Here is a 26,269-nt window from a genome sequence, read left to right as displayed (position 1 = left end):
ATCAAAATGGGAGGAACTATGGGCTAAATTTAGCCCTCCTATCTGGGTAAAAATCGATTGCCGGACTACATCTCCCTGAAAACAGAACACCGATTCCGTGGCAGTGACTACCGGAATCACTATGATAATCTCATTAAGAAAAAGGCCGATATCAATGCGACTCCGGAGTTCTTTCTGGCAGTGCCCAAAATGCTGGGGTATCCGGATTTTAACGCCTGTAAAAATGGCTATGAGTTAGCCCTGAATGCCGGACAGCATGAAAAAGAAGTTGTTGGTACAGACGCTAAACGGGCCATTCAAAGCCAAACGACAACCAATCAACGTCTCCGGGTTCGGGAACGTTGGCTGAAAGCGATGATCATCGGAACAATTGGTTTGCTGGTGGCACTAAGTTGGCTATTTTTTACTAAAGAGCCCTTTTCCCTTCAACAAAGGAATCCCCTGTAATATTATGTCAGGTTTAGAACATGACAAATTAATCCGGATATAAAAGATACTTTGCCCGAGTAGTTTTAAACTTCTTCAAGCCTGGCTCCCAGCTTTTTCTGATTTCAGCCTCAGCAACTCCCCCTATTATCTGCTTTCTAAGTTGATCGGTACCTATTCGTAAATCAAAGCTGGATACATCGTTGGTTCTGCCCGGATTAAAGAAATTACCTTTGTCAGGATACGCATTATAGAGTTCAATTACCCATGATAAATTAATCTGACGACTCTTCCGCAAATGGCTTATATCATAGTTACGCAGATCGAGCCCATAACAAACAGAGTCTTTGTGATTTGGTCTCTCGCTCATTCCGGGAATACTGACCGGTTTGTAGGAAAACGAATACTTGCCCTTCAAAGCGGGCGCACCTAAAATAGTAAATGGCATGTAAGTTCCCCGGCCTTCATTGATAGCTGTTCCTTCAAACATGCATAAGCTCGGAAATAGCATCACTGCTTGCTGTGTGTTTAAATTTGGTGAGGGATGTACGGGCAGTACATAGGGCATGTCATGATTGTAATTGGCAACTTTGATAATCTTTATGTTACATTGTTTCTTAAGATATCCTTCACCGTTCAGGTATTGGGCAAACTCTCCAATTGTCATACCATGGGTCATTGGCGTATAATGGATCCCGATAGCGGATTTAAATTTATCATCAGTCATTACTGGCCCGTCTACCACATAAGCGTTAGGATTGGGCCTGTCAAGAATGAGTAGCTTTTTGTTGTTTTCTGCACAGGCTTCCATCACGTATTCCAGCGTATTGATATTCGTATAGTAGCGGCAGCCAACATCCTGGATATCAAAGACCATAAGGTCGATATCTGCCAGCTGTTCCGGGGTTGGTTTCTCATTTTTACCGTACAATGAGATGATTGGAATGCCGGTTTTTGTATCTTTCTCATTGCCTACCGCAGCTCCATTACTGGCATTGCCTCGGAAACCATGCTCAGGTCCAAATACTTTTACAATTTTAATGCCTAGGCTCAGTAAACTGTCTACACTGCTTTTCCTGCCGATTAGTGAACTCTGATTAGCAACCAGGCCAATACGTTTTCCTTTGAGGTAAGGCAAATATTTTTCTATCTGGTCGGCCCCTGTAATAATTATGTCCTTCTTGGATGAACTTTGGTTTGCCGATTCAATTTGTGTGGGACCTTTCCTGTTGCTAATCGCCAAAAGCGTAAAAAAAAAGATGGCCGAAAATCGTATCATTTTAGCAGGTTTTTACTTTCTCTATTGTGATTGAGTGATGCAGGATGTCTCTAAGTCAAACGGGCCAATTTAGTTAATTTAGCTAAAGTATCATCATTATATTGCTGCGGGTTGTATACTAATTAACGAAATCTGTCGGAGATAGATGTGCTGTCATTTCTGTTAAAAAGGAAAACGTATAATCAGACTAGAGAATGATTAATTCAAGAACCTATCAGCTAAATTGGCGCCAGGCTGCCTAAAACTGTTTATCATCAGGCGAAAGTAGGCGGGCGGATGGGGTTGACGATAAACAGCTTTAGGACTTAGTGACAAGCAATTGGGTTGCCGATGCACGGATCAAATAAACACCCGATATCAAAACCTGACAGATAAACGCTCATTCGTCTCACATAGGAGCGTTTTAGTGAAAATAAGTAAATCGTGACTACAATTCCAGGAAACCATCAATTGCCAGGTAAAGCCTAACTAATACCGTTGGGAAACGATCGATGTGTATCAAGAAATACCCTGCTTTAAGTAGATACAAGCTAGCTCTATCATAGATCATTGGAAACTACTCAAGTTAGGAAAAGCCATTACAACTACAATATAGTCAAGGAAGAAAGGCACATATATTTTATCATTTACGCCTATTTTTCAAAAACAATCCGGTTATCGGCTCAGTTTATAATATAAATAAAATATAGCGTTATGAAAATTACTGTTGAAAAAGGTCAGGATAAATCACTCCTGGCCGATGGTCGCCAATTGGTTACCATTACCCATATTGAAGAGGGAAAAAGTGAGCACAAGGGCATTCCCTTTTTTGCAGTCCGCTTTGAAAACGATGAGGGCTACGTATCGCACCGATTCTATGAATCTCAGGCTGGCATGCCTGCCATTGTTAGTCTATTTGAAGAGGTGGATTTACCCGTTGAGTCTGGAAAGGAACTGGATACTAAACAATTGCTGGGTAAACAGCTCACCATTGAGGTAGGTGAACGTTCTTACACGGATCCGGAAAGCCAGAATGAACGCACGCTGAAGCAAGCTGTTAATTTTCTGGTCAGTTGATCGAATTACATTTCACATCTTATCGGTTAATCAGGCAATAGCTAAAGTCGAGCCTGATTAACCGATTCATTAGTTAATATGATTCCCTCTTACTTATTGGTTGATCTATTTATAAAAAGCACCACCGGCGAGTGGTTTAATTGTTGCTATACAGTCCTTTTCTAAATACGCACGGCTTTTGTAGAAGCCTATTCGTCTTATTCTGGGGGTACTAAATGGTGAAATTACTCGCTTATAGGACTGTATGCTTAAGGTAACTTAGCTCTAAACGCTCCGTTTTTTAAATTGACGATTTCGGCAGCATCTGACAGAAAAAAATAGATTATTAACAACTACACTGCACCACTTGTAGAGGTGGATTTGCTTTCCCTTAGCCTGTTGTTTTTGTACTTTGGAAAGTAAAGTACAAAAACAGTAAACCTGTAACTAAGCAAACGGCTTTATTTCAGTCTCAAAAATTGCCCCTATGAGATAGGAAGGACTATTCATCTATCTGCTGCTTTGATAGGGCATTAAAAGAGACGGCTTGAGTTAACCTGTTGGGTTAAGTCCTGAATAGTGCAAGTATAAATCCTGACAGACTGCCTTCCAACATTGAATTTGAATCCAATAGCAGCTGCTTTGAACATATCCTATCTATGACTACTAGATATCCTTTTGTCTGCTTAATGTGGGTAGATATGATGAGTATTTGCATCGCTAAAAAGCCGATCGCTTATCCAAACCTGACCCTAAAAGATGCGGCCAGATTTTGTGCCTTTAAACAGCAATAGATTTGGCTCTACGAATAGGGGACAATGCCTTCGATGCCCAACCAATCTCTAAGCTGGCCTGTATGGAAGGCTTAGAGACAGCCTGCCTGGAGGAGCAATTAAAGTTGGTTCTTACCCAATGCACCTGGTGATTAACTAACAGTGATTAATTTTTAAAAATGTGAACAATGACTACTGTGTAGTTTATACTTTGAATAAAACATTTAGCCTACAATTCTTAATAAACCCTCTCTCTGATGAGAATAAGTACTTTTCGTTACAAGCTATGTTTTTTTAAGGGCCACCCCGCGTTGGTACAAAGAACCCCTGTCAGTAGAATGAGAGATGGATTGATTTACAAAATTCTTCCCTTCTTAGCCGGAGCCATTTTTCTGTTTAGTGGCTTTAACGCAGCCAGCCAATCGATGGACCTGAGTTCAAGGCTTGGATCAAATAAAATTACATTGTCTTTGACCAAAAATGGAGAATTGAAGTACAGGGTAACACGCCGGGGAAAAATCATTATTGCCGATTCTCCGCTTGGCCTCAATTGTGACGATCAGGATTTTACGGCTGGACTCTCCCTGGTTACCGTTTCACCCATTGAAGTCAGAAGGGAGACATACGAATTGAAGGTGGGTAACGTCAAAACGATAAATCATGTTTTTGACACGAAGAGTATAACGTTTAAAAATAGGTCCGGCGCGCTCATGATTATTGATTTGGTGAGCGGACAGGAGGGCGTTGCTTTCCGCTACCGGTTTCCGGATCAGGCTAAAAAATTACGGGTGATCAACACCGAAAACACAGGCTTTCAGATTGAAAAAAAAGCGAAGGGCTGGTTGCAGCCTTATAATAAAGCAGGAAAGGTCACCCCAGGCTATGAAGATTTTTACCTCAACATACACCCTGGAGACTCAATCCGTAATCCCCGTAATCCGTCTGTGGGGTGGTGTCTGCCTGCCCTTTTCCAGGTAAATGAGGGCAAAAACTGGGTTTTACTGGCCGAGTCCGGAACGGATGGATCCTTTCCAGGCTGTCATTTGCAACCCGATTCACAGGGTGGCCTGTATAAAATTGCCTTTGCGGAAAAAGACGAAAAATATACCCTCCCCTTGGGCGATAATAATCATCCCGCATCCAATCTTCCCTGGACGATGCCCTGGCGGGTGATCATCATTGGTGAGAAGGCCGGGGACATTCTGTTGTCAAGCTTGATTACGGATTTGGCTCCTGCCTCTAAACTGGACGACACGTCCTGGATCGAACCGGGAAAAGCCACCTGGTCTTGGTGGTCCCATCCCGAGGATCGTTCCCCTGAAATATATAACGCATTTACAAATCTTGCTTCCTCTTTCGGTTTCGCCTATACGCTGTTTGATGCTGGCTGGGAGAAAGCGAATACAGAAGGGGGGATTATTGCCAAGGCTACTGCCAAGGGTGTCAAGCCAATGGTATGGGGCTATTCGGCTGCGTACTTCGACGCAGAAAAAAGAAAAAAGCGTTTTAAAGAATTGGCTGCAATGGGCGTCAAAGGGGTTAAAATCGATTTCTGGTGCTCAGACCGGCAGGAGGTGATGGCCTGCTTGCAGTCACTTTTTGAGGATGCCGCCAACGAACATTTACTCGTCAACCTTCATGGCACAACCGTTCCCAGAGGCTGGCATCGAACCTGGCCAAATTTCATGACTGCCGAAGCGGTTTTAGGAACGGAACATTATTTTTATGAATCCAGATATCCGGATCTAGCTGCCGAACAGAATACCGTATTGCCATTTACCAGAAATGTAGCCGGCCCTACTGACTACACCCCGTTTGCCCTAACTATCCGCAAATATCCCCGGTTGAACACGGCAGTTCATGAACTGGCTACAGCTATGATCTATACGTCCGGAATTATTCATTTTGCGGATTCAAAAGAGATGTTTGATTCACTGCCTGTGCCAGTTCGACAGCTATTGAAAGACATGCCTGCTACTTGGGATAAAACGGAAAGTATTGTGGCTGAACCAGGGGAACAGATCATACTCGCTCGTCAGAAGGAGAGCCTTTCCTACATTGTGGGCATCAATGGTACAAATAAAGTAGTACCTGTCAATCTAAATCTGGCCAAGTATGCAAAAGGCTTTTCTAAGTTTAGAGTCATTACGGAAGGCGGAAATTCGTTGATGAGTTTTAAAACGGAAACTTATCCAATCACGTCTACCTGGCAGTACGCTTTTGCACCTAAAGGCGGCTTTATTATCCAGTTTGTTAATGAGTAAGACCGGTCGAGTCAGGCAATTAACCCTCACGATATATTCATCAAAAAAAACGCTTTTTTTTTGACTCCCCGTTTCTAATATCTGTCAACTCAATTTCGTCACCTGAGGCCGACTCATTCTTCATGATAGCCATACCAAATGAGGAAATGAAGCCGTTCTTGTTTCAGGGTTTAACAACTATATGCTAAAGGGTGAAAGCCTATACGCAATTAGTATGAACAGGAATTTTTTTTTAAGATCCCTCTGGATCATACTTATAAGCTTATTAGTAAGTTACCTGACTGTTTCTTCTGTAAGTGGCGACTGGAATGTGTTTGAATGGAAAACCCATTTGGTCGAGAGCTGGAAATTTATGGGTGGAGCCGTCCTGGTAGTCTTCTTTATACTCTTTCGGAAAAAGCTTAAGGGGGATTGATGTCGGGGCAGTTATAGGTCCTGTAGGGTATAGTGTATACGACTGAATGGAGTGAAAAGGAGAAATAGACACCGTTCAAAATAATTCTCCCAAGTGAGATGACAACCCACCTTACATCTGCTACTTAATTCGGGCATTTAAAGAATTAACGATAGTCAATATTTTTAACCCTGTTTACCTCTTAAAGTCGGTAATTGTATTGCCATCATACCGATATACACCATCAACGGCGCCCAACCAAATACGGCCATCAGTCGCTTCTAAAATCCCAAAAAGCATGCTTCCTTCCAGTGGATCTATTTCGGTTACAGTAGGCTTTGTACTGGACAAGGACTTTGCCTCATAACGGGCAAGCGCCCAACCCCAGTTCGTTTCTGAACTAGTCCAAATGTTTCCTGTTTTATCTTCGTAGACATACCCAACACCTTTCTGTGTGAAATTGGTAAATGTACTGCCGTCATAGCGCCAAAGGCCGTCACTGCCACCGAGCCAGATATTGCCTTTTTTATCTTCAATTATTGTACGAACATTCGTAAAAGGTTTGCCTTTATGGGTGAGAACGGTAAATGTTTTTCCATCATAAATGCAGGCATTGCCCCTTGTGCCAAACCAGAATTTCCCTGTTTTATCTTCAATAATAGAATTAACGTCATTATGATCATTGAGGAAGAGTCTTTCTTCCGCTGTAAAATTTAGACCTTCATTCATCCTGTAATTTTGGAAGGATATTCCATCATAACGGCTGGCTCCGCTTAGAGTGCCGAACCAAATAGCACCGGTTTTATCTTCATAAATATCAATAACCTGATTATTGGCAAGCCCCTCCTTTGTTGTAAACTGTTGAAAGGATTTCCCATCGTAATAATAAACTCCTTCACCAACCGAACTAAACCAAAAATTTCCGTTCCTATCTTCCAAAACAGAATAAAATCGGGCCGAACTCACCTTACTGGTCACATTGGTAAACGATTTTCCGTCGTATCGAAAAACACCCCCAAATGTTGCTATCCAAATGTTGCCCTTTCGATCTTGCTTGATCGTACGAGTGGTATTGCTAGGTCTGTAGGATGTGATTACGTCTTTAGCTTCGGACTTGATCGTATCTTTTGATAGTTCAGTTTTGTTTTGTCCTTTACAGGAAGTGTAAAAAACAAACACCAACAACAAAGCATATATGGATGCGTATTTCATCGTTATTTCTTGTTATGGCCCTATAGTTTCGGTAAATCTACTCGTTTATGTTCGGAGATTTTGTTAAGGGTTTGTTAACGAGATCCAATCAACGGGCAGTTTTAAATCGGCTACTTCGGCTGATTTCGTCACGGATGTTGAATGCGCAATCGCTTATTTAACGTCCAGGAAAGAAGTTAACAAAACCAAAATTGACTTAATTGGGCATAATGAAGGTGCCATCCTTGCAGCACTCGTTGCTGCCAATTGTGTGGATGTTGCCTTTATGATGATGCTGGCAGGGGCTGGCCTAAAAGCGAGCCAAGCCATAGTGAGGCAAGAGGAAATGATGTCAAAGGCTTTAGGCATATCGGAAGCGCAAATACTTCATTCGACCCGAGACAAGGCAAAAGCCTATAGCCTGATTGTCCAGGCTAAAGATCAAACCGTTTTAAAGACACAACTCAGTAATTACCTCAAGCAGTATGCCGGAAGTATAACGCGGATGGTACCAGAGGGAAGGAGCCGGGAGCAAGTGGTATCCGCTAAGTTAGACGAATGGACATCGCCTTGCTTTCAATACTTAATAGCCCTTACTTTAGTCAACGTACGATACCCGTTTTTAGCTTTGAATGGTTCGAAGGACTTGCAGGTGTCGGCAAAAGAGAACTTAGCGACTATCGCAACGGCCACCCAAAAAGGCGGGAATAAACAAGTTACTACGAAGGAGTTATCGAATCTAAATCATTTTTTTTAGGAATGTAAAACAGGTTCGATCGATGAAGACGCCACCAGTGAACAAACCTTTTTCCCCATGGCCTTAACTGAATTGACGGATTGGATCTTGAAACAAGTAAATTAACCCATGTCTCCAAACATCCTGCTTTTTCAACAACGTCTATGCAGCTCAACCTTCTCTGGACCGGACGCGAATACCACTCACTGGAAAACTGTTTGTTCAAAACAAACCGGACAGGGGCGGAAATTACGGCCAAGATCATCGGCCACTATCAGACCAAAATATATCAAGTAGAGTACCGCATTCAAACGAATCGGCGCTGGCAAACCCTGCTCCTTGACATCAACAGTCGGCATAGCAATAAAACTCAGCAAATTCGGTTGGAGGGCGACGGAAATGGGAATTGGGAGCTGAACGGCCAACCAGCTGATGAGTTTGCCGGGTGTATCGATGTCGATATCCCTCTGACTCCCTTGACCAACACCCTGCCCATCCGCCGACTTGGGTTAAGGCAAAATCAGGCGAAAGAAATTCGGGTTATTTACTGCGATTTGCTGGAAGGACATATAAAGCCGGTTTGCCAACGATATAATCGGCTGTCAGCCAGCCACTATCAGTATGAAAATGTGCCAAATGATTTTGAAGCCATCATACAGGTTGACGAATATGGGCTGGTAGTGGATTACCCGGCCTTGTTTATTCGAACCGCGGCCTTGAAGACTACATACCGATAACTGTCCCCATAGCCTCCCTAAAATACTTGCCTCCCTCGACCTAGTTACAGCCTTCTGGCGAGACGTACCTGGCCTAGGCACCCGAAAATTACACCTACTGCTGACCGTTTAGTATCAGGATCGTACAACGGTCAACAATATTTAGGATGGGCCACTTCTATAATTTGAGTAGGTAATGGCAATTATCGCACCGTAGGGAACCCGTTTTTACTTGGGCGAACCCGATCGAACGGATTGATCTGGTTTTAAGTCTTTAATCGCTTCCGCTACCTCAATGGGCCGGTCAGACTCCAGAATACTGGCGCCATCGTTTATGATGGACTTATACGCGGCAGCCCGTTCTTCTGGACTTGACAATTTATCGTAGGATGATGCGGCCGAAATCATGCACATGATGCCTTTGGCGTTGAGCAATCGATACAGTTCCTGGTTTTCCGGTTTAACCGTCGGACCGATGTAGGCAATCATGTTGCCCGCGGGAATACCCGCTTTTTCGTAAGCGTCCAGTTCCTGCCTGTTTTTTATAAACACGGAGAACATCCGGTTTTTGTTGTCATCGTAATAATACCGGGCTTGCTCGGGGGCATGAACAGTGAGCATCATAAACGCATCGGCTTTATGTTTTCGGAGAATAGCTGTCGTCATGGCAAACGGTACATCTTTTCGGTCCAGATTCAAAACGGTTTTCCCGCGGGCCCAGTCAATAGCTTCTGCAAGAGTAGGAATGCGGTGTTCCGTTACGTTCCCGTCCGCATCTTTTAGGTGAAGCTTTTTTACTTCTTCCCACGTATAATCCGACAGTTTGCCGGTACCCGTTGTTGTCCGGTCCAGCGTAGCATCATGCAGGAGTACAATGACACTGTCTTTGGTCAGGCGCGGGTCAATTTCAAAAAAAGCGGGTGTATGTTTGAGCGTATTTTCGAACGTAGCGATCGAGTTTTCTGGAAACCCCTTGACCATTCCGCCCCGGTGACCGCTGATGATAGGCACCTGCTTACCCGTCCAATGAAAAAAGGTACGAAGATCCTGAACCGTCTTGATCGGCAGGCGATTCAGCGATTGCGCGTTTACAATACCGATCTGGCTGATTACCAGAAGTATAAGCCATGTATTGAAAATCCGATTTGATTTCATGATTACAGATATGAACCTTTTAGGAATATCGTCCCATATAGGGCAATCTTAACGACAGTTCAGCTTTAGCAGGCTAAACTCGCCCATCTCATCCAGGCTGAACAGCGTAATGGATGAATTTTCCTGGATTAGTTTTCGGTAATTTTTTAACGGCATCCCCAGCTTCCAGGCCATATAAAACCGATTGACAGCATTGTGCGCCACGACCAGAATCGTTCCGGATGGATGTTTTTTTGCGATTTCCTGAAAGAAATCGTTCAACCGATCCACTACCTCCATAGCTGTATCGCCGTTTCCTCCCGCTCGTGTGTGGTCTGGAGACAGGCACCATGCCTCCCAAAGTGCTGAATTTTCAGCAATAAACTCGTCTTTGGTTTTTCCCTCCCAGTCACCAAAATTGGCTTCGATCAGCCGATGATCTTTAATGACCTCTAGGGTCGACTTACCCGATGCAATCTGAGCTGTGCGGAAAGCTCGCTGCAACGGGGACGAATAAATAGCATCGAATGAAATGGATTTCAATACGTTAGCTGCCTGATGAGCCTGCTGAACTCCTTTGTCGGTTAAGCCTACATCGGTAGCGCCACAGTAGCGATTTCCATCTGCATTCCAGAGCGTTTCTCCATGCCGGAGCAAATACACAGTTAGCATTGTTCTGTTCTTAGGTCAAAAATCCTTTTTCCTGTAGCGTCTGGATAAACCGTTGGTAGTTTCGATCATAGGCCAGCATGAGCTCTTTTGAAGGCTGTACCTCTTTGTCAATCTGCGTAAGCATTTGAGCGGCCTGTGTCAGCGAGTGAAACTGCGTTTGCGAAGCGGCCAGAATAGCCGCGCCAACGGAACCCGTAACCTGAGTGCATTTGTAAACGGGCCGCTTCAGGACATTACTGCGTATGGTTAGCCAGGTATCGCTGTTACTGGCTCCTCCGGCTGTATAAATAGCTTTCACCCGTTCGCCCGAGAGGCTTTCGATCAGTTCATAGGCGTAGCGTTCGATGTAGGCAACGCCTTCCATATTCGCCGTAAATAATTCGGCATCCGAGAGGCCATCCGGCGCGAAACCACGGGCAATTGCCGAAATAAACGGAAATCGTTCGCCCTGTTGTCGCAATGGGTAAGCAATAAAGCCTGTCGGAATGAGGTTCGCAGCCGCCAGATTGAGTTCAGCAAGATGCTCCTTAAAATGGGCCGTTATCCAGTCTGCACCGATATTGCTGGCTCCGCCCGGCATCCAGAATCCTTCCGGATGGCGGTGGCTATATAGTCGACCTTCCGGGTCGTTCAGTTCCTGTGTCGTCACACCTTTGACAACCAACGTAGTGCCGATGGTCGTGTTCCAGTCACCAGGCCGAACGGCTCCCGACGCGATCTGAGAAGCACAACCATCGGTCATTCCGGACACGATCGTCAGTTGGGATAAGCCTAATTCGTTCGCTAATTCAGAACGTAACTCACCAATCGGTTGGCCCGAAGGCACAACGGTCTGCATCCACTCCCGTTTTAACGGAAACTGTTCAAACAGATAATCGGGCCATTCATCGTGGTGAACATCATAACCCGATTTCAGTGCATTCGTATAATCCGTTACCCGAAAATTACCGCAGAGCATCCCGCTGATGTAATCGGCCGCGTGAATCCAGGTACGTATCTGACTAGCCTTCTCGGGAAACTGATTGACAAACCAAACTATTTTCGATAAGCCACTGGACGCATTGAAGCCGGTATACCCATCTGCATGATACTGTTCAGCAACCGCCTTACAGTACTTACCTTCGGCTGCTGGTCGTGGATCACTGTACATGAGGGCGTCATGAAGCGGCTCATTCCGGCTATCCAGCGGAATCACGGTTCCTGAAGTCGAGGTCACTGCTGCGGCTTTGACTTGCTGCAAATCAATAGTTTTCCTGAGTGGATGCAGCATCATTCGTAGGCAATGCAGGCAGGCCGCCCACCATTGCCGGGGCGATTGCTCTTCCCGGGAGCGGTCAGTTAATGGAAAGACCTCTTCCTGGTTTCCCTGAACCGTGCCGTTCTCATCGATCAGCACCACCCGTACCCCCTGTGTCCCCACATCGATGCCTATAAAGTATGCTGGCATCACTTCAGGGATTTAAAGGCGAGTCGTGCGGCCTTCCATTCATCATACCGAGCCTTCATGGTTTTGTCCGTTTGTGGGATGACCTTTTCGAGAATCGCCTGCTCAACACTGGGTAAACCAAGCGCGTCGTTACACACAAATACGCCCCCTATTACAGAAGCCTGCCGGTATGTATCCCGAACGAGAATTGTCTTCTGGGTCAAGTTGGCTATAAACTGACGGAGTGTCCGGCTTTCGACGCCCCCACCGCAGGCCCAGATATAATCGGGCTGGTGGGGAGAAACGGCACACAGGCTTTTGTAATTCTCAACGATGCTGCAGGCAATATCCCATAGGGTTGCCAGCACAAAACTGCTTCGGGTGAGCTGGTGCGAAACGGGCGTATTGAAAATAAACCCACCCCGAATAAGGGGCGCTTTTTCATCGGCCAGCAACGAGCCCAGTGCCGCTACGCAGGGCGATTGTATTTCTTCGGCTAATTCCTCCTCAATGACTTCATACGCTTCATTCGGGTAAAAAATTTCCTTAAGCCGCTGGTAATTTAGGCCTGTAACGCCCGCATTGGCTTCGAGAATGAAGCTCGTTTCGTCAACGTGACGACTGGTCCAGGTACGTTGTTGTTCGTCTGTGATATACCGGCCAACCAGCTTGATGATCGGCGTTGTCGTGCCCGATATGATCACCAGATCGTCGATTGAGGGTTGCATGCTTTTGATCGCGAGTTGGGTATCCGAGCCACCCACAACGACAATGGCTTCTGGCGAAATCGCCAACTCGGAAGCTACCGTCGGCCGAACGGCTCCCAGGATTGTTCCCGCAAACGCCAGCGGAGGCAACGTTGCGTTGTCTATATCAAAAAGAGCGCACAGCTCCGCTGACCATTGCCCGGCCGCTACGTCATAAAGCAGGGTTTCCGATGCCTGCGAATGTTCGTAGCGGGGTACTCCACTCAGTTGATATTGTACCCAGTCGCTGATGCTCAGGAACGTAACGAATTCCTCCCAGAGATTCGCCCGACGGTGGCGCAGGCCCACTAGTTTCAAGGCGGAAAACAATGAGGTTGGGTACCGTCCTGTTAGTTCATAAACCCGGCTTTTATCAGAAATCATGCTTTCCCATTCGCGTCCCCGATGATCGATGTTGGGCATACCAATCAGGGATGCTCCGCTTTTGCCCAGAACTACGATCCCTTCCCGCTGACTGGTGGCGGTAATGGCCCGGATGACTACGTTGCCACTGTTGGCCAGTGCTGTTTTGGCCAGTTGTAAAATTTGCTGCCAGAGTTGGCCTGGCTCGAAGTAAATTGATTCCGGATACTGTTCATCGCGCGCATACTGCATGTTTTCGCGCTCTACACTCAGCATGGTTCCATCGGGTTGCGCGACCGCTACCCGGACGTTTCCCGTACCGACGTCGATAATCAGATAGGCCTCTTTTATGATCATATCCGACTGAAAATTAGGCTTCATTGGTTACTAATACCGACGGATTTACGAATTGCCGGATGTCTTTTTTTTCCTCGACAAAATAGCTCCGCAGTGCCTTGTTCATAATGTCGGCATGGTGATCTTCCACCTCAAACGTTGCCCCGGCGATGTGCGGAGTGGCCAGTACGTTGTGGTGGTGAATGAGTTTGTAGTCCAGGGCATCGGGTGGCTCATGGTCAAATACGTCCAGAATGGCACCCCGAATCTGATTTCGTTCCAGCACATCCAGCAGAGCCTCCCGATTGACGACAACAGCCCGCGCGGTGTTGACAAAAATGGCGTCGGGCTTCATCAACGACAACAAGTGGCCGTCGATAAGTCCTTTCGTTTGCTCATTGACCGGCAGATGAATCGATACGACGTCGCTGGTTTTGAAGATATCATCGAGCTCTACTTTTATATAGTACGGATCGTCGGACGTATAAAACGGGTCGTAGTATTGAATCTGTGCCGGGAAGTGCCGCACCAGTCCGGCAATGGTTTGTCCTACGGCGCCGAATCCCACCATACCGATGGTTTTCCCCGCAATTTCATTCCCCTTGAATTGAAGATACGACGTGTGAGCACCAGCTTCCCAGTTTTCGCCTTCCAGCCAGCGAATTCCCGCGAGCGTATTGCGCATCAGCGTAACCAGATTGGCAATGAAGAATTCGGCTACGGCCTGTGCGTTGCGGGCGGGGGTATTGAAAACCGGAATACCTTTTTCGGTTGCTACGTTCACTGCTACGTTGGACGGCGTTCCGCGACAGACACCGATAAACCGAAGTTTCGGATAAGCGTTAATTACCCCCGCCGTTACCTCGTCGTGTTCGGTAATCAGCGCATCGGCCTGAGTTGCCTCCAGTAAATGAATAAGTTCCGGTTCGGCATAGGCTCTTTCCTGTAGTTTCCAGGGTCGGTACACGATCTCGCCGAATAGGTCCGTCAATTCATCCTGGGCCTTCTGGTGATAAGGCGCTGTGATTAGTATCTTCATCGTGGTTGTTACTCAGGTATTGACAATCATACGTTGTGATAATACCTCAGAGCGATTGAGCTGTAAGGGATTCTTGGTTAACCGATATGGACTCTTTGGGCAATGTAATGAAGCGAGTCAGTACGGCACTAATGAAATATAAACCAGCCAACACCCATACTACGCCTTCGCTTCCGATGGTACCGATAAAAAGCCCAACAAGAGCCGGGCCGACAAACACGGGTAAACCGGCACCCAGGTTTAAAATAGCCATGGCTGCTCCTTTATCTTCCTTCACCAGTGATGGAACCAGTGCCGTGAGTGGTACGTAACCCGCCAGCAAAGCCCCCCAGAGTACGCCACACAACAGCACCATCCCATAACTGCCCGCAAACAAGACCGGCGAATAATAAAATAGCAATGTCGTAATGCCGCAACCTACGCCCCCAAACCACATGATGGTATTACGCCAGCCCAATCGGTCGCCCACAAAGCCGAAGATCAGGTTGAAGATAATATTGCTGGTAAAAATGGTTCCCCATATCTGTAACCATTGAACGGTGCTAAATCCATGCGTTGCCAGGTAGATGGGCAGGAAAACCGGAAAGGCAAACTGAGCCGTGGTATTGATAATCCGTACAAGACCACCGATCAGCACTTTGGGTTCTTTCCTGATGATCGTAAGGCCGCTCAGCAGATCCTTCGTTTTCGTTTCGGTAGTAGCCGCCGATGGCTTAAATTGATCACGGTTCAGGATCAGGGCAAAAAAAGCGCCCAAGGCTACCCAGAAAATGGACGTCCAGAGTGTGTTTTGGTACCCTAACCGCTCGATGGCCCAACTGGAATACCAGGCGCCAAATACGTTCAGGCCGCCGGTAAACACAAACCAGAACCAGCCCACCGCCCGGCCCAGTTGATCCTGTGAAGTACGATACGTAATCCAAACTAAAAAGGAGTAGGCAAATAAAGGATAACCAAATCCACGGATGGCGTACGTAAAGAGCATAACCGGAAAGCTAAGCCTGACCATGCCATAACCTACAAAACCAACCGTACCGATGATGTATAGGAGCAATCCGACCAGCATAGCCTTACGCGGACCATACCCTTCGGCAAGTACCCCCGAACACCACGATGAGATAGCAATCGTGACGCCATACACCGTAAACATAAGAGCAGACTGTTGAATACTCATACCATGTTCGATCAGGTATGGACTTAGCCAGCCCTGCTCAACACCATCGCCCATCATAAAGATCAGGATGCCCATATAGCCCCAGGCTAATGGTTTTGGCAGGCCAACTTTTTCAAATACGGATGGTGAATTCATGGTATAGTAAGCGGTTTAGGAAGTAAGATCAGGAAGGCTGACTTCACTAAGTTATACCGTCACTGCCGATGGGGCAGGCTGAACTATTCCGTAAGGAATACCCAAACGCCTTAGATAGTAGAACACAGTGAGCTTTATATTTGGATTTTAACAATATTAACTATCCACAAACAAACAAATTTGTCATCTTTGAAACAAATAAAAACTTAATTAAATTTTTTGAAAGTACTAATGTAAAACTTTGATACATTGATAACAGTAATTAGCCTGCTTCTTAGGTACGAACTGACCGTTTGTAGAGTAGTGACGTGGTAATGTCGTGGATCAAAGCAATATCCTGGCGTTATGAAATTCCTGAGCCGGTTTCGTAAGCGTTTTATTGATGAGAAAGCGTATTTAAAGTAATTTCAACCATCATTAGTGCTTTACACAACACAAATCTGCACTTGCTGCAAGGCGTAACTTTATGGTAATGAGAAGTATGGCTGAAAGACATCAGCTGATTCTGCAACAATTAAAGGAGTATGGGCGGGTAACTATCCAGGAGTTGAGTGACCTGATGGACGTGTCCGGCGTAACGATTCGAAAGGATTTGAAAGTCCTGGAAGACAAAAGTCTTATCTTTCGAACGCGGGGTGGTGGCTCTCTTGCCAATCCGTATGCCTACGAAAAGCCCGTTGATGAGAAAGCCTTGATTAAGGCGGAAGAAAAGCAAAAGATCGCTAAAGCAGCTCTTACGCTTATCAACCCGCATGATTCAATCATTATTGGGTCGGGTACAACCGTTTTTGAACTGGCTCGATGTTTATACCCCAGCAAGCCACTAACGGTTATCACGCCAGCGGTAAAGGTAGCCCAGGAGCTTAGCAACCGGGCTCATGTAGAAGTCTTACAGTTGGGTGGACTTATTCGCCCCAACTCATACTCCGTGGTTGGCTCACAGGCAGAACGTATGCTGGAAAATTTGTCCTGTGGCCTGTTATTTATCGGAGTTGATGGGATTGATTTCGACTTTGGTCTATCAATCAGCAACCTGATTGAAACGAGTTTGAATCAAAAAATGATTGAAACCGCTCAGCATGTAGCGGTAATGGCCGATTGGTCGAAAATAGGAAAGAGGGGCATCGGTAAAGTTGGTGACCTGGACCAGGTACACTATTTTATTACTGACTCGGGTATTTCATCCGAAACAGTACGGCTTTTAGAAGATCGGGGGATCAAGGTCCTGATCGGTTAGCGCTTTGACACTACCTTTCCAGGTAATTATTAAGGGATTCTGACCCGTGCATTTGGCCAGTATAACCCTGAGCCATATCGAAAACGTTTTCTAACGTCCGAACGGTTGTATTGGATTCATTATCACCGGAATGAAAATAACATAGCCCGATAATTAAAGGGAAGCCCAGTGGTAGCTATGGATCAACTTCGCTATTTTATATCGTAATGGATTCTACCCTAATCGATTTAACAAGTAAAACGAGAAAGAAAACAACTGGTAAAGTCCGAACTGGAGCGGTTAAGTAACGATGCTCAGTATCAATACATGGTCAGCCTGTATCAGGAAGATGACGAAGAATAATTACCAGATTCAGGGTTATATGTGAAATTAGACGTAAAAATCGCGGTAAACTGAATCATGAAAAAGCGACTAAGGTACAGTTGTCGTTTCGTATGGCAGTGGCACAGTAGGCCGTCAGGGGACTGTAAAATCCGTCAATTGCCTTTAAAGAGTGTATGTCACATGAATGGATCGTATATTGATATTCCGTGACTTTAGTATTCTGAAAATAACATTAAATGTAGTCCATTGAGCGTATTACTTTCGATTGTCATGTCTTTGAATATCAGGAAAATTATTCATGGAAAAGCGCCAGTCCCTAGCCGCTACGAACACCGCTTGGACTGGCACTTTTAAGACAAGGTCAATATACTACTTATCGAAAAGTTCGAATGGAGGCAATCATAGCGTTCTTGCTCTTACCTGCAAAATTTAAATAGAGCTTGCTCGCGTTTATACTCCCTACATAAAGCCCATCTTTGTAAACAATGTATTCGCTTCCTTCCTGGCGAATATCAAACAGTCCAAGTGGGTCCATATAGGGCATACCCCAAGCGGTTCCTTTCCGAAGAATGGAAATCTGATATTCCTCCAGCTGGGTTATTTCTACTTCTGATAAACAGGCTACCTGCGGCACCTTACCAAACCAGGCGGTTACCATTCACAATAAGGTAATGATAAGTCGATCGGGCTTATAAGCAAATTACCCCAGAGAAAGAGCCGACTTACTTCGACCGCTTTTCGCTGGAGTAATCTGGATAAAAATCTAACCACTTACTGCAAGTCGATTATTTAAAGGCCACGTTGAAACTCCCTTCCGTTAAAGTGCCCTTATACAGACCCGATGCATCATAAGCCGTAAAGCTAAACGTGCCAATCACGTTGGTGGCCGTCTTTTTGGTAATCGTCACCGTGCCTGTGCCCTCATTGCGGGTCGAGTAATCATAGTTGTTCACCGTTATGATGCCCATATTGACCTTATTAATGGGGAACGTCCCCTCACCTACCGTTTTGGGTAAGAGCAGCGCCACCAAATTTCCCGTTTTACTGTCGAGCCCATAGATGCCGAAGTAGTCCTTATCGGCGGGGGAGTTCGTCAGCGCATAATTCAAGTCAGGCGTATAGAGATACCCATCCACTTTGACCTGAAACCCACCAAGGGCCAGCGTTGTAGATTGAGCCGGTGTTGTCTGAGATGTTACCGGTGCCGTTGGGGATGTGTTTGTGGTTTGAGCAGGCATCACATCGTCGGACTTTTTGCTGCATGAGCAAAGGCAAAGGGTAGCAGAAACCGTGAGTAGGAAAACCAGATTAGCCGTTTTCATGTCGGAGATAAAGTTGTTTTTGTTTCGATTGATGGATCAAAGCTACAACCAGCCAAAGGGTAGGCTAAGGCCAACTATACAGAGGGTGGGTTTAACTTTAAAGTCGGCGGAAATGAGGGTAAAAGTGGTTACTGGCGGAAGTTCGCCCATCTGCCTGTGGAACTTATAAAGCCAGCCAGAGCCGCGTATTTGCCTTCACTGTTAGCTAAAAGAAGAACTTTTAGGCGAAACACCGATTCTGAAAATGCTCCATTTTTCCAAGGCGGCATGTTAAGACCCGTCCTGAAAAGCGGTGACGTTGTCCAATGTGTTATATAATTTACTACGCTCAGCTATGAAACTTCTATCGTTCGCTCGTTTCCTGTTGATTGGTATCCATGCTATCGTTGCTGCTCAAAGCAACCCATATGTCCGTGTCAAAGCGGGGGAGAACCTAACTAATTCCGTTTCATTCAATAAACGCTACCAATACCCCGAATTTACCCTGGGGCGGCTTGTGTATGCCTCCAGCAAGTCGTCAGCAGCTAGATTTAACTATAATCTTTTTTTGGGTGAGATGCATTTTATTATCAACTCTACCGGCGATACACTGGCGCTGCAAAACGATCCCACCGTTCAACTCGTGGTTATCGGCCCCGACTCGTTCTACTACGAATATCCAAAGTCCTATTGGCAGCTGGTGTCTACCTACGGTTCGGCTGCATTGCTGATTAAACGAACCATGGTTTTGATTGACCGGGAAAAAGAAGGGGGTTATAACCAATCAACGGGGGCCTCAGCGATACGAACCACCACCACCTTTTCGGGCACGAATGGCTCATTAGCCCGCCTAGATGCCCACAGTGATATGCTATTTACCAAAAAAGCTGAGTTTAAAATACGGGATAATAATGGCAAGTTTCATATGGCAACTCAATCCGGTTTCCTGAATTTATTCGCTAAACACAAACAGGCTGTTAAACAATACTTAAAGGAAAACTCTATTAATTTCAATCAGGAAGCCGATCTAAAAAAATGTCTTGGCTTTTGTGCTACTCTTCCTTAAGTAAGCAGGAAAAGATAGTATCTATAAATTCTTTATAACTAGTCGCCAACGATTTGTTTTTTAATGATGTTGTCCGTTTCACCAAACGCCCCATTTCATAATCAGATACAGGAAAACTTTGTAATCTCACTTTGAGTAGCCTTTTATGAGATGTAGTTATAAGGGATGCTTAACAGTTCTTCCGGGTTTGATTCGCTCGTTAACACGGTGACTGTTGGGCTATTTTCTTCGTTATGGGGCAAGCGGCCTGTCGTCACAAATGGGCCCAAGAATAGCTGATATATCGCTTCAATCAGCTACCTATTCTTCCTAACCTGACTTATGGATTGAATACAGCTTATCGGGACTATCTCGTCAAAACAAGCAAATAAAGCTTTGGTAAGTCGTTTAGTTGGCGTTACCCAACCAACGGACTAGGACTCCGTTTTTGAATACTACATAGGGCTGCTGTGGATTTCTGTATTACTCCGCTGGTGAGGAATGACCCTCCGCCTTTTCAGAACCTGACTAACAAGGCGTTCCGATTTGTACAATTTCACCCCATTGCTCAACCTTACTTTTGCTTGCCAAAACAGGTTTAACTCTTTAAGAATAAGATGAATTCTTACGAAACATTTAAGCGATTGCACTACAATTCAACCCCTTTTTTACTGGGTAATATCTGGGATGTACATAGTGCAAAACTAGTTGAGACTAAACAGTACCAGGCCATTGGTATTTCCAGCTACGCCTTATCTAATGCCTTGGGATACGAGGACGGGGAGAATCTTCCGTTCGATATTCTGCTTCAGGTAGCTAAAAAAGTGGTCGCAGCCGTCAACATACCATTTACTGTTGATCTGGAAGCAGGCTACAGCCCGACTAAAGAAGGGATCATCGGGAATATCAACAAGTTGGCTGATATCGGCGTAGTTGGCATCAATCTAGAAGATACAGTTCCGGGGCCATCTCGCCAGTTTCAGGCTGCCGGGCAGTTTGAAAGCAACTTGTCCGCTATTTCAGATCACATCAGTCGCAACAACGTGCCCATATTTGTGAACGTCCGGACAGATGGCTTTTTGTTAGGTCTACCTGCCGCACTTGAAGAAACCCTTACCAGGGCCAAAGCTTATGAAGAGGCTGGTGCCGACGGTATTTTTGTTCCTGGCATCACCAATCCCTCGCATATTCAGCAGGTTGTCAAAACAACGGCACTCCCCGTAAATGTAATGTGTATGCCCGATCTGCCCGGATTTGCCGAACTTGGCTCTTTAGGCGTGAAACGGATCAGTATGGGACCCTTTTTATTTAATAAGGTGTACGAATACGCAGCCAAACTGGCGAATGCAATCGAAAGAGACCAGAATTTCCTGCCGCTATTCGCCTGATCTATGCTGTTATACCAGCACTCTGCCCACTAGAGAGAAATGCACGGCCTACTTACTTCAGTATATTAAATTTGTACTGAAGTAAGTAGGCCGGAGCCGATTACCCGTTGCTCAATGCCACTGAAACGGGAAACGACTCGGCCAGAAAATCGGATGGCGTTAAGCCCGTAAACGATCTAAACTCACGGATAAAATGAGACTGGTCGAAATACCCGCATTCATACGCAATGCTGGTCAGGGAGACTTCATGCCTGGTGACCAGTTTAAGGCTTCGTTGGAAGCGGTTGAGTTTATGATAAACTTTGGGGGTAACACCCGTATACCGTAGGAACAAGGTTTGCAGATAACGCGGTGACAACGCGTACCGCGAGGCAATGGATTGGATATCCTCGCAAAGTACATCCGACTGAAGTTCTCTGATGATCTGGCCAACTAAATTGGTTTTGATACCCGGCCCTTTCGATTGGCGCAACCGGCTCAATAAATACTGTTCCACCAGGTCAATACGATGTGTCAGCAAAGGCGTATCCAACAATCGCTCATGCAGGTGGTAAATAGATTTGCCGAAGAAGTCGATGGCATTGCAAACCTGATCATTCAGCTCCCAAATTTCTTCCCTGAAGAAAGAAGTGATGGCGTGCGTATAGAAACGCACGCCCAGCATTTGATTTTTTCCTTCCGACCGGATAGGTAGCGGTTTAGTCAATTGGCCCCACAATTCGATGACAGGAGTAGGCCTATAAAGACCTTGAGAAGCCGTCTTCCATACGCCGGATCCTAGGTTAAAGATTACTTCCATACTTCCACCCGGAAAGACAATATCATCAACGCCTGTCAACTGATCCGACTCGAACAGATAGATACATTGGACATAAGCACTAAGTCTCCCGGTGGGTGTGAATTCCTGGTACTTCATAAACCGATTCATTAGCCAGGTTCAAAGTTAAATCAAGCCAATCATTCTTTCTGTTCCGTTTTGTACAATCCTACCCTGGACTGATCAGCTACTTTTGATGTCATCATTCAGTAGACGGCTGGCCACTATCCAGCTACCTAAATTCAGTCTGTTATGAAAACCTATCCCAGAAAAAACTCAATCCGCCAATCGGTACGGATTTACTTTGTCACAATCCTGATTTTGTTGATGAGCTTTTTGTCAACGCCTGGAAGGTGTCAATTGCTGATGAGTTCCTCATCTCCCCATATCCATTGGCGTACCCATCAAAATCCAGATGCCTATGCCCATAATACGCAACCCGTGCAACTGTCCAACGAACCCGACTTTCAAGTCTTTCTGTATCCAGCCAAAAATCGATTATTACTTAAATTATTGATTGGTAGTCGACATGGGCTCTACTGGAAGCTACAGGTAAAAACGGATCGGAACGACATCCTTTACAGCGAGACCAAGCGGACCAACTGGGAATGGCAGCTATTGAATCTACAGGATTTGCCGGAAGGTAATTACCGGCTCGTCTTTTCGGCTGGGCCTTACTCTACGGTTCATCAGTTCAGCATTGCCCGCGCGGACTTGCTGGAGGTGATCACCAGCAAAACCATCACGTTTTGACGTTGCCAGGGTGTAAACTAACGTGCACTAAAATTTTATTCTCATTTTAGTCATGTAAGGGTGTAGTTGTTTTGTAGGGAAGATCATCGTATCCATTTTGGCATCACAATCGTTTAGCCCTTAGGCAGACAGCAAACCAGTAGTTACACGATGAAGGAACGGTCAAGGACACAAAAAAAGGGTATTCGAAAGAGAATGGCCTCAAAAGTTAAAAGAGCGAATCTCAGCGGATTGCCCTTCATCAAATACAAAACCTAAGTTAATTCATAAAACATACGTACGTTATGGGAAAAAGTAAATTACTCCGAATGGACAATATCGGCATCGTGGTCGAATCCCTCGATGAGGTCGTCTCTTTTTTTATTGAGCTGGGTCTGACGCTCGAAGGGCGAGGCATGGTCGAAGGCGAATGGGCCGGGCGAGTCACCGGACTGGGCTCCCAGCGCGTTGAGATCGCCATGATGGTCACCCACGACGGTTACAGTCGGCTCGAGCTCTCCCGGTTTATTACCCCGCCTACCGTCGCCGATCATCGGAACGCTCCAGTGAACGCTCTTGGCTACCTACGGGTCATGTTCGCTGTGGAAGACCTTGACGAAACGCTCGCCCGTCTCCGTAAGTTCGACACGCAGCTGGTTGGCGAAGTGGTTCAGTATGAGGACTCCTATCGGCTTTGCTACCTCCGTGGTCCTGAAGGACTACTTATCGGACTGGCAGAACCACTTGGTACTAATTGAGTAGGGGATGGTTTATAAAAAATTTTGAAGCAGGATTTTTTCACCACTGCTATTTTCAACGGTTGGGTGATTTTTGACTAGGATGATTATAAGTTATTTTGCATCAATTGACCATCATCAGCAGCTCCAACTATTTTTCTTATCCATGCTTAGCTGCGACAGAGCAGTCGGCGACTTGACAACCAGTTAGTCTTTACTTTTTTTACCAATACTGGTAGTCAATTGGCAACGAAATTTTTAGACTTCCAGGGCTCAACTTTAATCGACTATAGAACAAGCATATCAAATCCAAGGCAGGTGCTCCTGATTTTTATGCTTGTTCTATAACATTTTTGACTGGCTATATTGGACAGCTACTAAAATGGTCTAAGCAGCTTAAGTAAGAATAAAAGGATTTCCACAACGGTTATGTAAGGTATGATGCGTTCAATACTTGTCATCGGAATCAACCAGTTAAAACTATCCAGGGTAAGTCGTCAAGCAGCTTTGCCGGAGATTGTTTTGCGACAGCAGTCCAAAACAGGTTATTGGTTGAAAGTGAGTTGTTTATCAGATTAGATACGTTGCAGTTCCCGCCAAAAATGACGAATGAAGGCCCGTTCTTCCCGTGAAATTCCATCGTGTGCCCGCGCCACACGCAGCAGAATAGTTACAAACCGTTTTTTGGTTTCCTTCGTGAGCTCGACCCGCTTGGCTGCCATCCGGCGTAGGCCAAACGCGCAGGCCTCCTCGGCGGGTTCGCCCACATTGTCCCGTAAGAACAGCGCGCCAATCGCTAAATCACTATAGGGCCATTCGGCCAGCAGCTCACAAGCTACTTTAGTCGCTTGCTGGTGGAGCCGGCCGTCGAGTTTACACAAGGCATAGATGATACTGCCTAAACTCATCGCTACATCAGGAGAATACATAATCGGTCGAGTTAAGTGGTTGGCTATAATTTTAGTTTCATGCCTGGTGGGTGTCGTGGAGTGGATTTGTTAAGTTCAGGCATATGCCTGAGCCGCCAGATGATGAAACACGCGCTCGTCCAGGCGGTATCGGTCATTGAGTGTCAGGCTGCTGCGGGCCGTAAACAGGGCGTAATTGACGGCGTTGTACAACAGCCAGCAGGAAGGGGTCGAATTTAGCAGCCGTTCTTCCAGCCGCAGCCGTTCGCGCGCTTGTTTGATTAACTGAACAGGTAAGGGTAAGTGTCGAAGTACGTTTTCATGAGTGCCAGCCATGTTTGTCTGCTGGAAGTGGTCGTACACGGTGGCCGTCAGGGTAGAGCCGGTGGTCAGGTGTTCAAGCAAAAGCGTATGCAACTGCTGCTGAAACCGAGGAATGGTAATGGCGCTTTGATGGAGTTTACGAATGTCAGCCGTAGACCGCTGCGGGCGGGTGGGGGCGGAGGGAGTCCTGGTGGCTGGCGTTTTCTGCGGCCCCTTCGCCCACTGCCCCAGCCAGGTCTGATAGGCAGGAAGGTCCGTAAAGGAATCAGCCCAACCCAACAGACCATTCTGACAAACGTTTCGGTACACACTACTGCCTAAATGCGTCAACGGATCCAACAGGGCTGTCAGCGATTGACCCTGAATGCCAAAAGGCGTTTTGCCATTGTAGCTGTTGGTAATGGTTAGGCTCCGCTGAAGCTGTTCATTGCCGACCGACACCGACGTGGGCAGGATAATACTAATGCTGAACTCACCGGTATTCGTGTGTTTAATCAGAAGCTGGTAATCCGGAATTAATTCGTCGACTACTTCCTGAATGGCACGATTAGGAATGATGGTATAGTCGGCACTCTGAATGCCAAATAGCGTTTTACGTCCCCCTGGCAGTTGACCAACGATTAACTTCTGTCGGTCGGTAGCAATAATATCATAATCGGGTAACAGATCACTTAGTAGCAGTGGCTCTACGGGGAAGCATATGTCGTCCCAGGTCGTTGATAATTCAGGTTGAGCACTAATGTAGGTCATAAGTTTGCATTTGTATTTTTACAGTTGTAAATTTACACCTATATAACAACATAACCAAACTTAATGAATATGGACTATCACATAGAGCACCCCATTTTAAGTAGCAGAGGCTTGTTAATCAGTCTGCTGGTTGGCATTAGTGCCCTCGTGAGCTATACCTATTGCTGGTCTTTTCTGAAAAACAGGGTTTAACGTCAACGCTGAATAGCGATTACCGGCTCGATTGGCTGGGGGTATAGCCACTTGGGATCGACTGGACTAATAGCAAGCTAAAGCTGTTACCAACCGAACAACAAACCATTGTTGTGTACAGGAAGGATGAATCATTAATCTAATATCTAGACGGGAGTAGTATGCAGGCTCTTCATTTAATGTTCTCGCATGAACAAAGGGACTCCAGTCGCTGGCTACCAGTATGCTATCTACTTTTTTTTGGTTTAGTAGTACTAGTTAGCCTGTTGGCTGAAATTCATCGGCAACGACAACCGACGGATGCTGAGCAAATGGTCTGTCCCTGGGTTTACTTCAAACGCCCGTCTCCATCGACATTGGACATGCCCAAGATACGAGCCTTGCCGAATAACCCGTCACAGTAAAGGCAACACCGCTTTTAAACCCATGATTTGTCAATGTAAAAGCCTGATCTGAACTCAGTACCAATTCACTAAACCCCTACTGAAATGACCCGGTATGCCTATAGCCAATGCGTTCTACAGAAAGTAAGCTTTGACAAAACACTCTTCCGTAAAGAACTCCGTAAGCTACTTTACTATCTGTCGCCACGGGAGCGAATCCAGTTACTGCGCTGGTGCCGGTATCACAAGCCCTGGCAACAAGCTTCTTTTTCGCTACCGGTATAAACCGGTA

The 26,269-nt window shown here is 45.9% G+C and carries 24 protein-coding genes; 11 read left to right on the top strand and 13 right to left on the bottom strand.

What is annotated here, in order from left to right; genetic code table 11:
- Positions 1-57 precede the first annotated feature (57 nt).
- Positions 58-447, top strand: a complete 390-nt coding sequence (locus G8759_RS29735; protein ID WP_167216512.1) for a hypothetical protein — start codon at positions 58-60, stop codon at positions 445-447.
- A 28-nt stretch (positions 448-475) separates the two neighbouring features.
- Here the strand turns inward: G8759_RS29735 and G8759_RS29730 are convergent, their stop codons facing one another.
- Complete coding sequence (locus tag G8759_RS29730) at positions 476-1,705, bottom strand: exo-beta-N-acetylmuramidase NamZ family protein (RefSeq protein WP_167216510.1); 1,230 nt, start codon at positions 1,703-1,705, stop codon at positions 476-478.
- Between the two features lie 693 nt (positions 1,706-2,398).
- On the opposite strand from G8759_RS29730, the gene G8759_RS29725 reads away from it, so the two are divergent.
- Positions 2,399-2,761, top strand: coding sequence for a hypothetical protein (locus G8759_RS29725; RefSeq protein ID WP_167216508.1), 363 nt, complete (start codon positions 2,399-2,401; stop codon positions 2,759-2,761).
- A 1,090-nt stretch (positions 2,762-3,851) separates the two neighbouring features.
- Complete coding sequence (locus G8759_RS29720) at positions 3,852-5,777, top strand: glycoside hydrolase family 97 protein (RefSeq protein WP_167216506.1); 1,926 nt, start codon at positions 3,852-3,854, stop codon at positions 5,775-5,777.
- Positions 5,778-6,366: 589 nt separating this feature from the next.
- On the opposite strand, the gene G8759_RS29715 is transcribed toward G8759_RS29720, so the two are convergent.
- On the bottom strand, positions 6,367-7,383 hold the full coding sequence (locus G8759_RS29715) for a ligand-binding sensor domain-containing protein (protein ID WP_167216504.1): 1,017 nt from the start codon (positions 7,381-7,383) through the stop codon (positions 6,367-6,369).
- Positions 7,384-7,465: 82 nt separating this feature from the next.
- Here G8759_RS29715 and G8759_RS29710 point away from each other — a divergent pair, with 82 nt between their 5' ends.
- Together G8759_RS29710 and G8759_RS29705 are read left to right on the top strand one after the other, a co-directional pair.
- Entirely contained in the window at positions 7,466-8,119 is a 654-nt protein-coding gene (locus G8759_RS29710) for an acyl-CoA thioester hydrolase/BAAT C-terminal domain-containing protein (protein WP_167219335.1), read from the top strand.
- Between the two features lie 143 nt (positions 8,120-8,262).
- Positions 8,263-8,835 (top strand): putative glycolipid-binding domain-containing protein, encoded by a 573-nt coding sequence (locus G8759_RS29705; protein WP_167216502.1) that lies wholly within the window; start codon positions 8,263-8,265, stop codon positions 8,833-8,835.
- Positions 8,836-9,042: 207 nt separating this feature from the next.
- Here the strand turns inward: G8759_RS29705 and G8759_RS29700 are convergent, their stop codons facing one another.
- The 6 genes from G8759_RS29700 to G8759_RS29675 are packed head-to-tail and all read right to left on the bottom strand — an operon-like array spanning position 9,043 to position 15,839.
- A complete protein-coding gene (locus tag G8759_RS29700) occupies positions 9,043-9,969 on the bottom strand; it encodes a glycerophosphodiester phosphodiesterase family protein (protein WP_167216500.1) in 927 nt (308 codons plus the stop codon).
- Between the two features lie 48 nt (positions 9,970-10,017).
- The gene (locus G8759_RS29695; RefSeq protein WP_167216498.1) at positions 10,018-10,620 is read right to left on the bottom strand and encodes a histidine phosphatase family protein; all 603 of its coding nucleotides are present in this window, start codon (positions 10,618-10,620) and stop codon (positions 10,018-10,020) included.
- Between the two features lie 10 nt (positions 10,621-10,630).
- Positions 10,631-12,067, bottom strand: a complete 1,437-nt coding sequence (locus G8759_RS29690; RefSeq protein WP_167216495.1) for an FGGY-family carbohydrate kinase — start codon at positions 12,065-12,067, stop codon at positions 10,631-10,633.
- Complete coding sequence (locus G8759_RS29685; protein ID WP_232073993.1) at positions 12,067-13,536, bottom strand: FGGY-family carbohydrate kinase; 1,470 nt, start codon at positions 13,534-13,536, stop codon at positions 12,067-12,069. Before G8759_RS29685 ends, G8759_RS29690 begins: the two co-directional genes overlap by 1 nt.
- On the bottom strand, positions 13,526-14,530 hold the full coding sequence (locus tag G8759_RS29680) for a 2-hydroxyacid dehydrogenase (RefSeq protein ID WP_167216493.1): 1,005 nt from the start codon (positions 14,528-14,530) through the stop codon (positions 13,526-13,528). The genes G8759_RS29685 and G8759_RS29680 overlap by 11 nt, the downstream gene beginning before the upstream one ends.
- Before the next feature lie 46 nt (positions 14,531-14,576).
- On the bottom strand, positions 14,577-15,839 hold the full coding sequence (locus G8759_RS29675; protein WP_167216491.1) for an MFS transporter: 1,263 nt from the start codon (positions 15,837-15,839) through the stop codon (positions 14,577-14,579).
- Positions 15,840-16,320: 481 nt separating this feature from the next.
- Here G8759_RS29675 and G8759_RS29670 point away from each other — a divergent pair, with 481 nt between their 5' ends.
- On the top strand, positions 16,321-17,076 hold the full coding sequence (locus G8759_RS29670) for a DeoR/GlpR family DNA-binding transcription regulator (protein WP_232073992.1): 756 nt from the start codon (positions 16,321-16,323) through the stop codon (positions 17,074-17,076).
- 697 nt (positions 17,077-17,773) lie between these two features.
- Here G8759_RS29670 and G8759_RS29665 read toward each other — a convergent pair.
- Positions 17,774-18,058 (bottom strand): hypothetical protein, encoded by a 285-nt coding sequence (locus G8759_RS29665; RefSeq protein WP_167216487.1) that lies wholly within the window; start codon positions 18,056-18,058, stop codon positions 17,774-17,776.
- Between the two features lie 127 nt (positions 18,059-18,185).
- Positions 18,186-18,722 carry a DUF6252 family protein gene (locus G8759_RS29660; RefSeq protein ID WP_167216485.1) on the bottom strand — a complete coding sequence of 179 codons (537 nt, stop codon included), beginning with the start codon at positions 18,720-18,722 and terminating at the stop codon, positions 18,186-18,188.
- Between the two features lie 334 nt (positions 18,723-19,056).
- Between G8759_RS29660 and G8759_RS29655 the strand changes: the two genes are divergently transcribed.
- Positions 19,057-19,767 carry a hypothetical protein gene (locus tag G8759_RS29655; RefSeq protein WP_167216483.1) on the top strand — a complete coding sequence of 237 codons (711 nt, stop codon included), beginning with the start codon at positions 19,057-19,059 and terminating at the stop codon, positions 19,765-19,767.
- A 596-nt stretch (positions 19,768-20,363) separates the two neighbouring features.
- Entirely contained in the window at positions 20,364-21,134 is a 771-nt protein-coding gene (locus G8759_RS29650; RefSeq protein WP_167216481.1) for an isocitrate lyase/PEP mutase family protein, read from the top strand.
- Between the two features lie 100 nt (positions 21,135-21,234).
- Here G8759_RS29650 and G8759_RS29645 read toward each other — a convergent pair whose 3' ends face one another.
- On the bottom strand, positions 21,235-22,050 hold the full coding sequence (locus G8759_RS29645) for a helix-turn-helix transcriptional regulator (protein ID WP_167216479.1): 816 nt from the start codon (positions 22,048-22,050) through the stop codon (positions 21,235-21,237).
- 153 nt (positions 22,051-22,203) lie between these two features.
- On the opposite strand from G8759_RS29645, the gene G8759_RS29640 reads away from it, so the two are divergent.
- Together G8759_RS29640 and G8759_RS29635 are read left to right on the top strand one after the other, a co-directional pair.
- On the top strand, positions 22,204-22,704 hold the full coding sequence (locus tag G8759_RS29640; RefSeq protein ID WP_167216477.1) for a hypothetical protein: 501 nt from the start codon (positions 22,204-22,206) through the stop codon (positions 22,702-22,704).
- Positions 22,705-22,988: 284 nt separating this feature from the next.
- A complete protein-coding gene (locus tag G8759_RS29635; RefSeq protein ID WP_167216475.1) occupies positions 22,989-23,441 on the top strand; it encodes a VOC family protein in 453 nt (150 codons plus the stop codon).
- A gap of 554 nt (positions 23,442-23,995) precedes the next feature.
- Here G8759_RS29635 and G8759_RS29630 read toward each other — a convergent pair.
- Complete coding sequence (locus G8759_RS29630) at positions 23,996-24,349, bottom strand: TerB family tellurite resistance protein (protein WP_167216474.1); 354 nt, start codon at positions 24,347-24,349, stop codon at positions 23,996-23,998.
- A 75-nt stretch (positions 24,350-24,424) separates the two neighbouring features.
- Positions 24,425-25,402 carry a hypothetical protein gene (locus G8759_RS29625; RefSeq protein ID WP_167216472.1) on the bottom strand — a complete coding sequence of 326 codons (978 nt, stop codon included), beginning with the start codon at positions 25,400-25,402 and terminating at the stop codon, positions 24,425-24,427.
- A 680-nt stretch (positions 25,403-26,082) separates the two neighbouring features.
- On the opposite strand from G8759_RS29625, the gene G8759_RS29620 reads away from it, so the two are divergent.
- A complete protein-coding gene (locus tag G8759_RS29620) occupies positions 26,083-26,262 on the top strand; it encodes a hypothetical protein (protein ID WP_167216470.1) in 180 nt (59 codons plus the stop codon).
- Positions 26,263-26,269 lie beyond the last annotated feature (7 nt).

Source organism: Spirosoma aureum, from assembly GCF_011604685.1.
Classification (GTDB): Bacteria; Bacteroidota; Bacteroidia; order Cytophagales; family Spirosomataceae; genus Spirosoma; species Spirosoma aureum.
This window is presented reverse-complemented; position numbering and strand designations above follow the sequence as displayed.

Bases quoted from the DNA above. Each gene is read 5' to 3' on its own strand.
- G8759_RS29730 (WP_167216510.1), bottom strand. From the start codon at position 1,705: ATGATACGATTTTCGGCCATCTTTTTTTTTACGCTTTTGGCGATTAGC.
- G8759_RS29725 (WP_167216508.1), top strand. From the start codon at position 2,399: ATGAAAATTACTGTTGAAAAAGGTCAGGATAAATCACTCCTGGCCGAT.
- G8759_RS29720 (WP_167216506.1), top strand. From the start codon at position 3,852: ATGAGAGATGGATTGATTTACAAAATTCTTCCCTTCTTAGCCGGAGCC.
- G8759_RS29715 (WP_167216504.1), bottom strand. From the start codon at position 7,383: ATGAAATACGCATCCATATATGCTTTGTTGTTGGTGTTTGTTTTTTAC.
- G8759_RS29705 (WP_167216502.1), top strand. From the start codon at position 8,263: ATGCAGCTCAACCTTCTCTGGACCGGACGCGAATACCACTCACTGGAA.
- G8759_RS29700 (WP_167216500.1), bottom strand. From the start codon at position 9,969: ATGAAATCAAATCGGATTTTCAATACATGGCTTATACTTCTGGTAATC.
- G8759_RS29695 (WP_167216498.1), bottom strand. From the start codon at position 10,620: ATGCTAACTGTGTATTTGCTCCGGCATGGAGAAACGCTCTGGAATGCA.
- G8759_RS29690 (WP_167216495.1), bottom strand. From the start codon at position 12,067: ATGCCAGCATACTTTATAGGCATCGATGTGGGGACACAGGGGGTACGG.
- G8759_RS29685 (WP_232073993.1), bottom strand. From the start codon at position 13,536: ATGAAGCCTAATTTTCAGTCGGATATGATCATAAAAGAGGCCTATCTG.
- G8759_RS29680 (WP_167216493.1), bottom strand. From the start codon at position 14,530: ATGAAGATACTAATCACAGCGCCTTATCACCAGAAGGCCCAGGATGAA.
- G8759_RS29675 (WP_167216491.1), bottom strand. From the start codon at position 15,839: ATGAATTCACCATCCGTATTTGAAAAAGTTGGCCTGCCAAAACCATTA.
- G8759_RS29670 (WP_232073992.1), top strand. From the start codon at position 16,321: ATGGCTGAAAGACATCAGCTGATTCTGCAACAATTAAAGGAGTATGGG.
- G8759_RS29665 (WP_167216487.1), bottom strand. From the start codon at position 18,058: ATGGTAACCGCCTGGTTTGGTAAGGTGCCGCAGGTAGCCTGTTTATCA.
- G8759_RS29660 (WP_167216485.1), bottom strand. From the start codon at position 18,722: ATGAAAACGGCTAATCTGGTTTTCCTACTCACGGTTTCTGCTACCCTT.
- G8759_RS29655 (WP_167216483.1), top strand. From the start codon at position 19,057: ATGAAACTTCTATCGTTCGCTCGTTTCCTGTTGATTGGTATCCATGCT.
- G8759_RS29650 (WP_167216481.1), top strand. From the start codon at position 20,364: ATGAATTCTTACGAAACATTTAAGCGATTGCACTACAATTCAACCCCT.
- G8759_RS29645 (WP_167216479.1), bottom strand. From the start codon at position 22,050: ATGAAGTACCAGGAATTCACACCCACCGGGAGACTTAGTGCTTATGTC.
- G8759_RS29640 (WP_167216477.1), top strand. From the start codon at position 22,204: ATGAAAACCTATCCCAGAAAAAACTCAATCCGCCAATCGGTACGGATT.
- G8759_RS29635 (WP_167216475.1), top strand. From the start codon at position 22,989: ATGGGAAAAAGTAAATTACTCCGAATGGACAATATCGGCATCGTGGTC.
- G8759_RS29630 (WP_167216474.1), bottom strand. From the start codon at position 24,349: ATGTATTCTCCTGATGTAGCGATGAGTTTAGGCAGTATCATCTATGCC.
- G8759_RS29625 (WP_167216472.1), bottom strand. From the start codon at position 25,402: ATGACCTACATTAGTGCTCAACCTGAATTATCAACGACCTGGGACGAC.
- G8759_RS29620 (WP_167216470.1), top strand. From the start codon at position 26,083: ATGACCCGGTATGCCTATAGCCAATGCGTTCTACAGAAAGTAAGCTTT.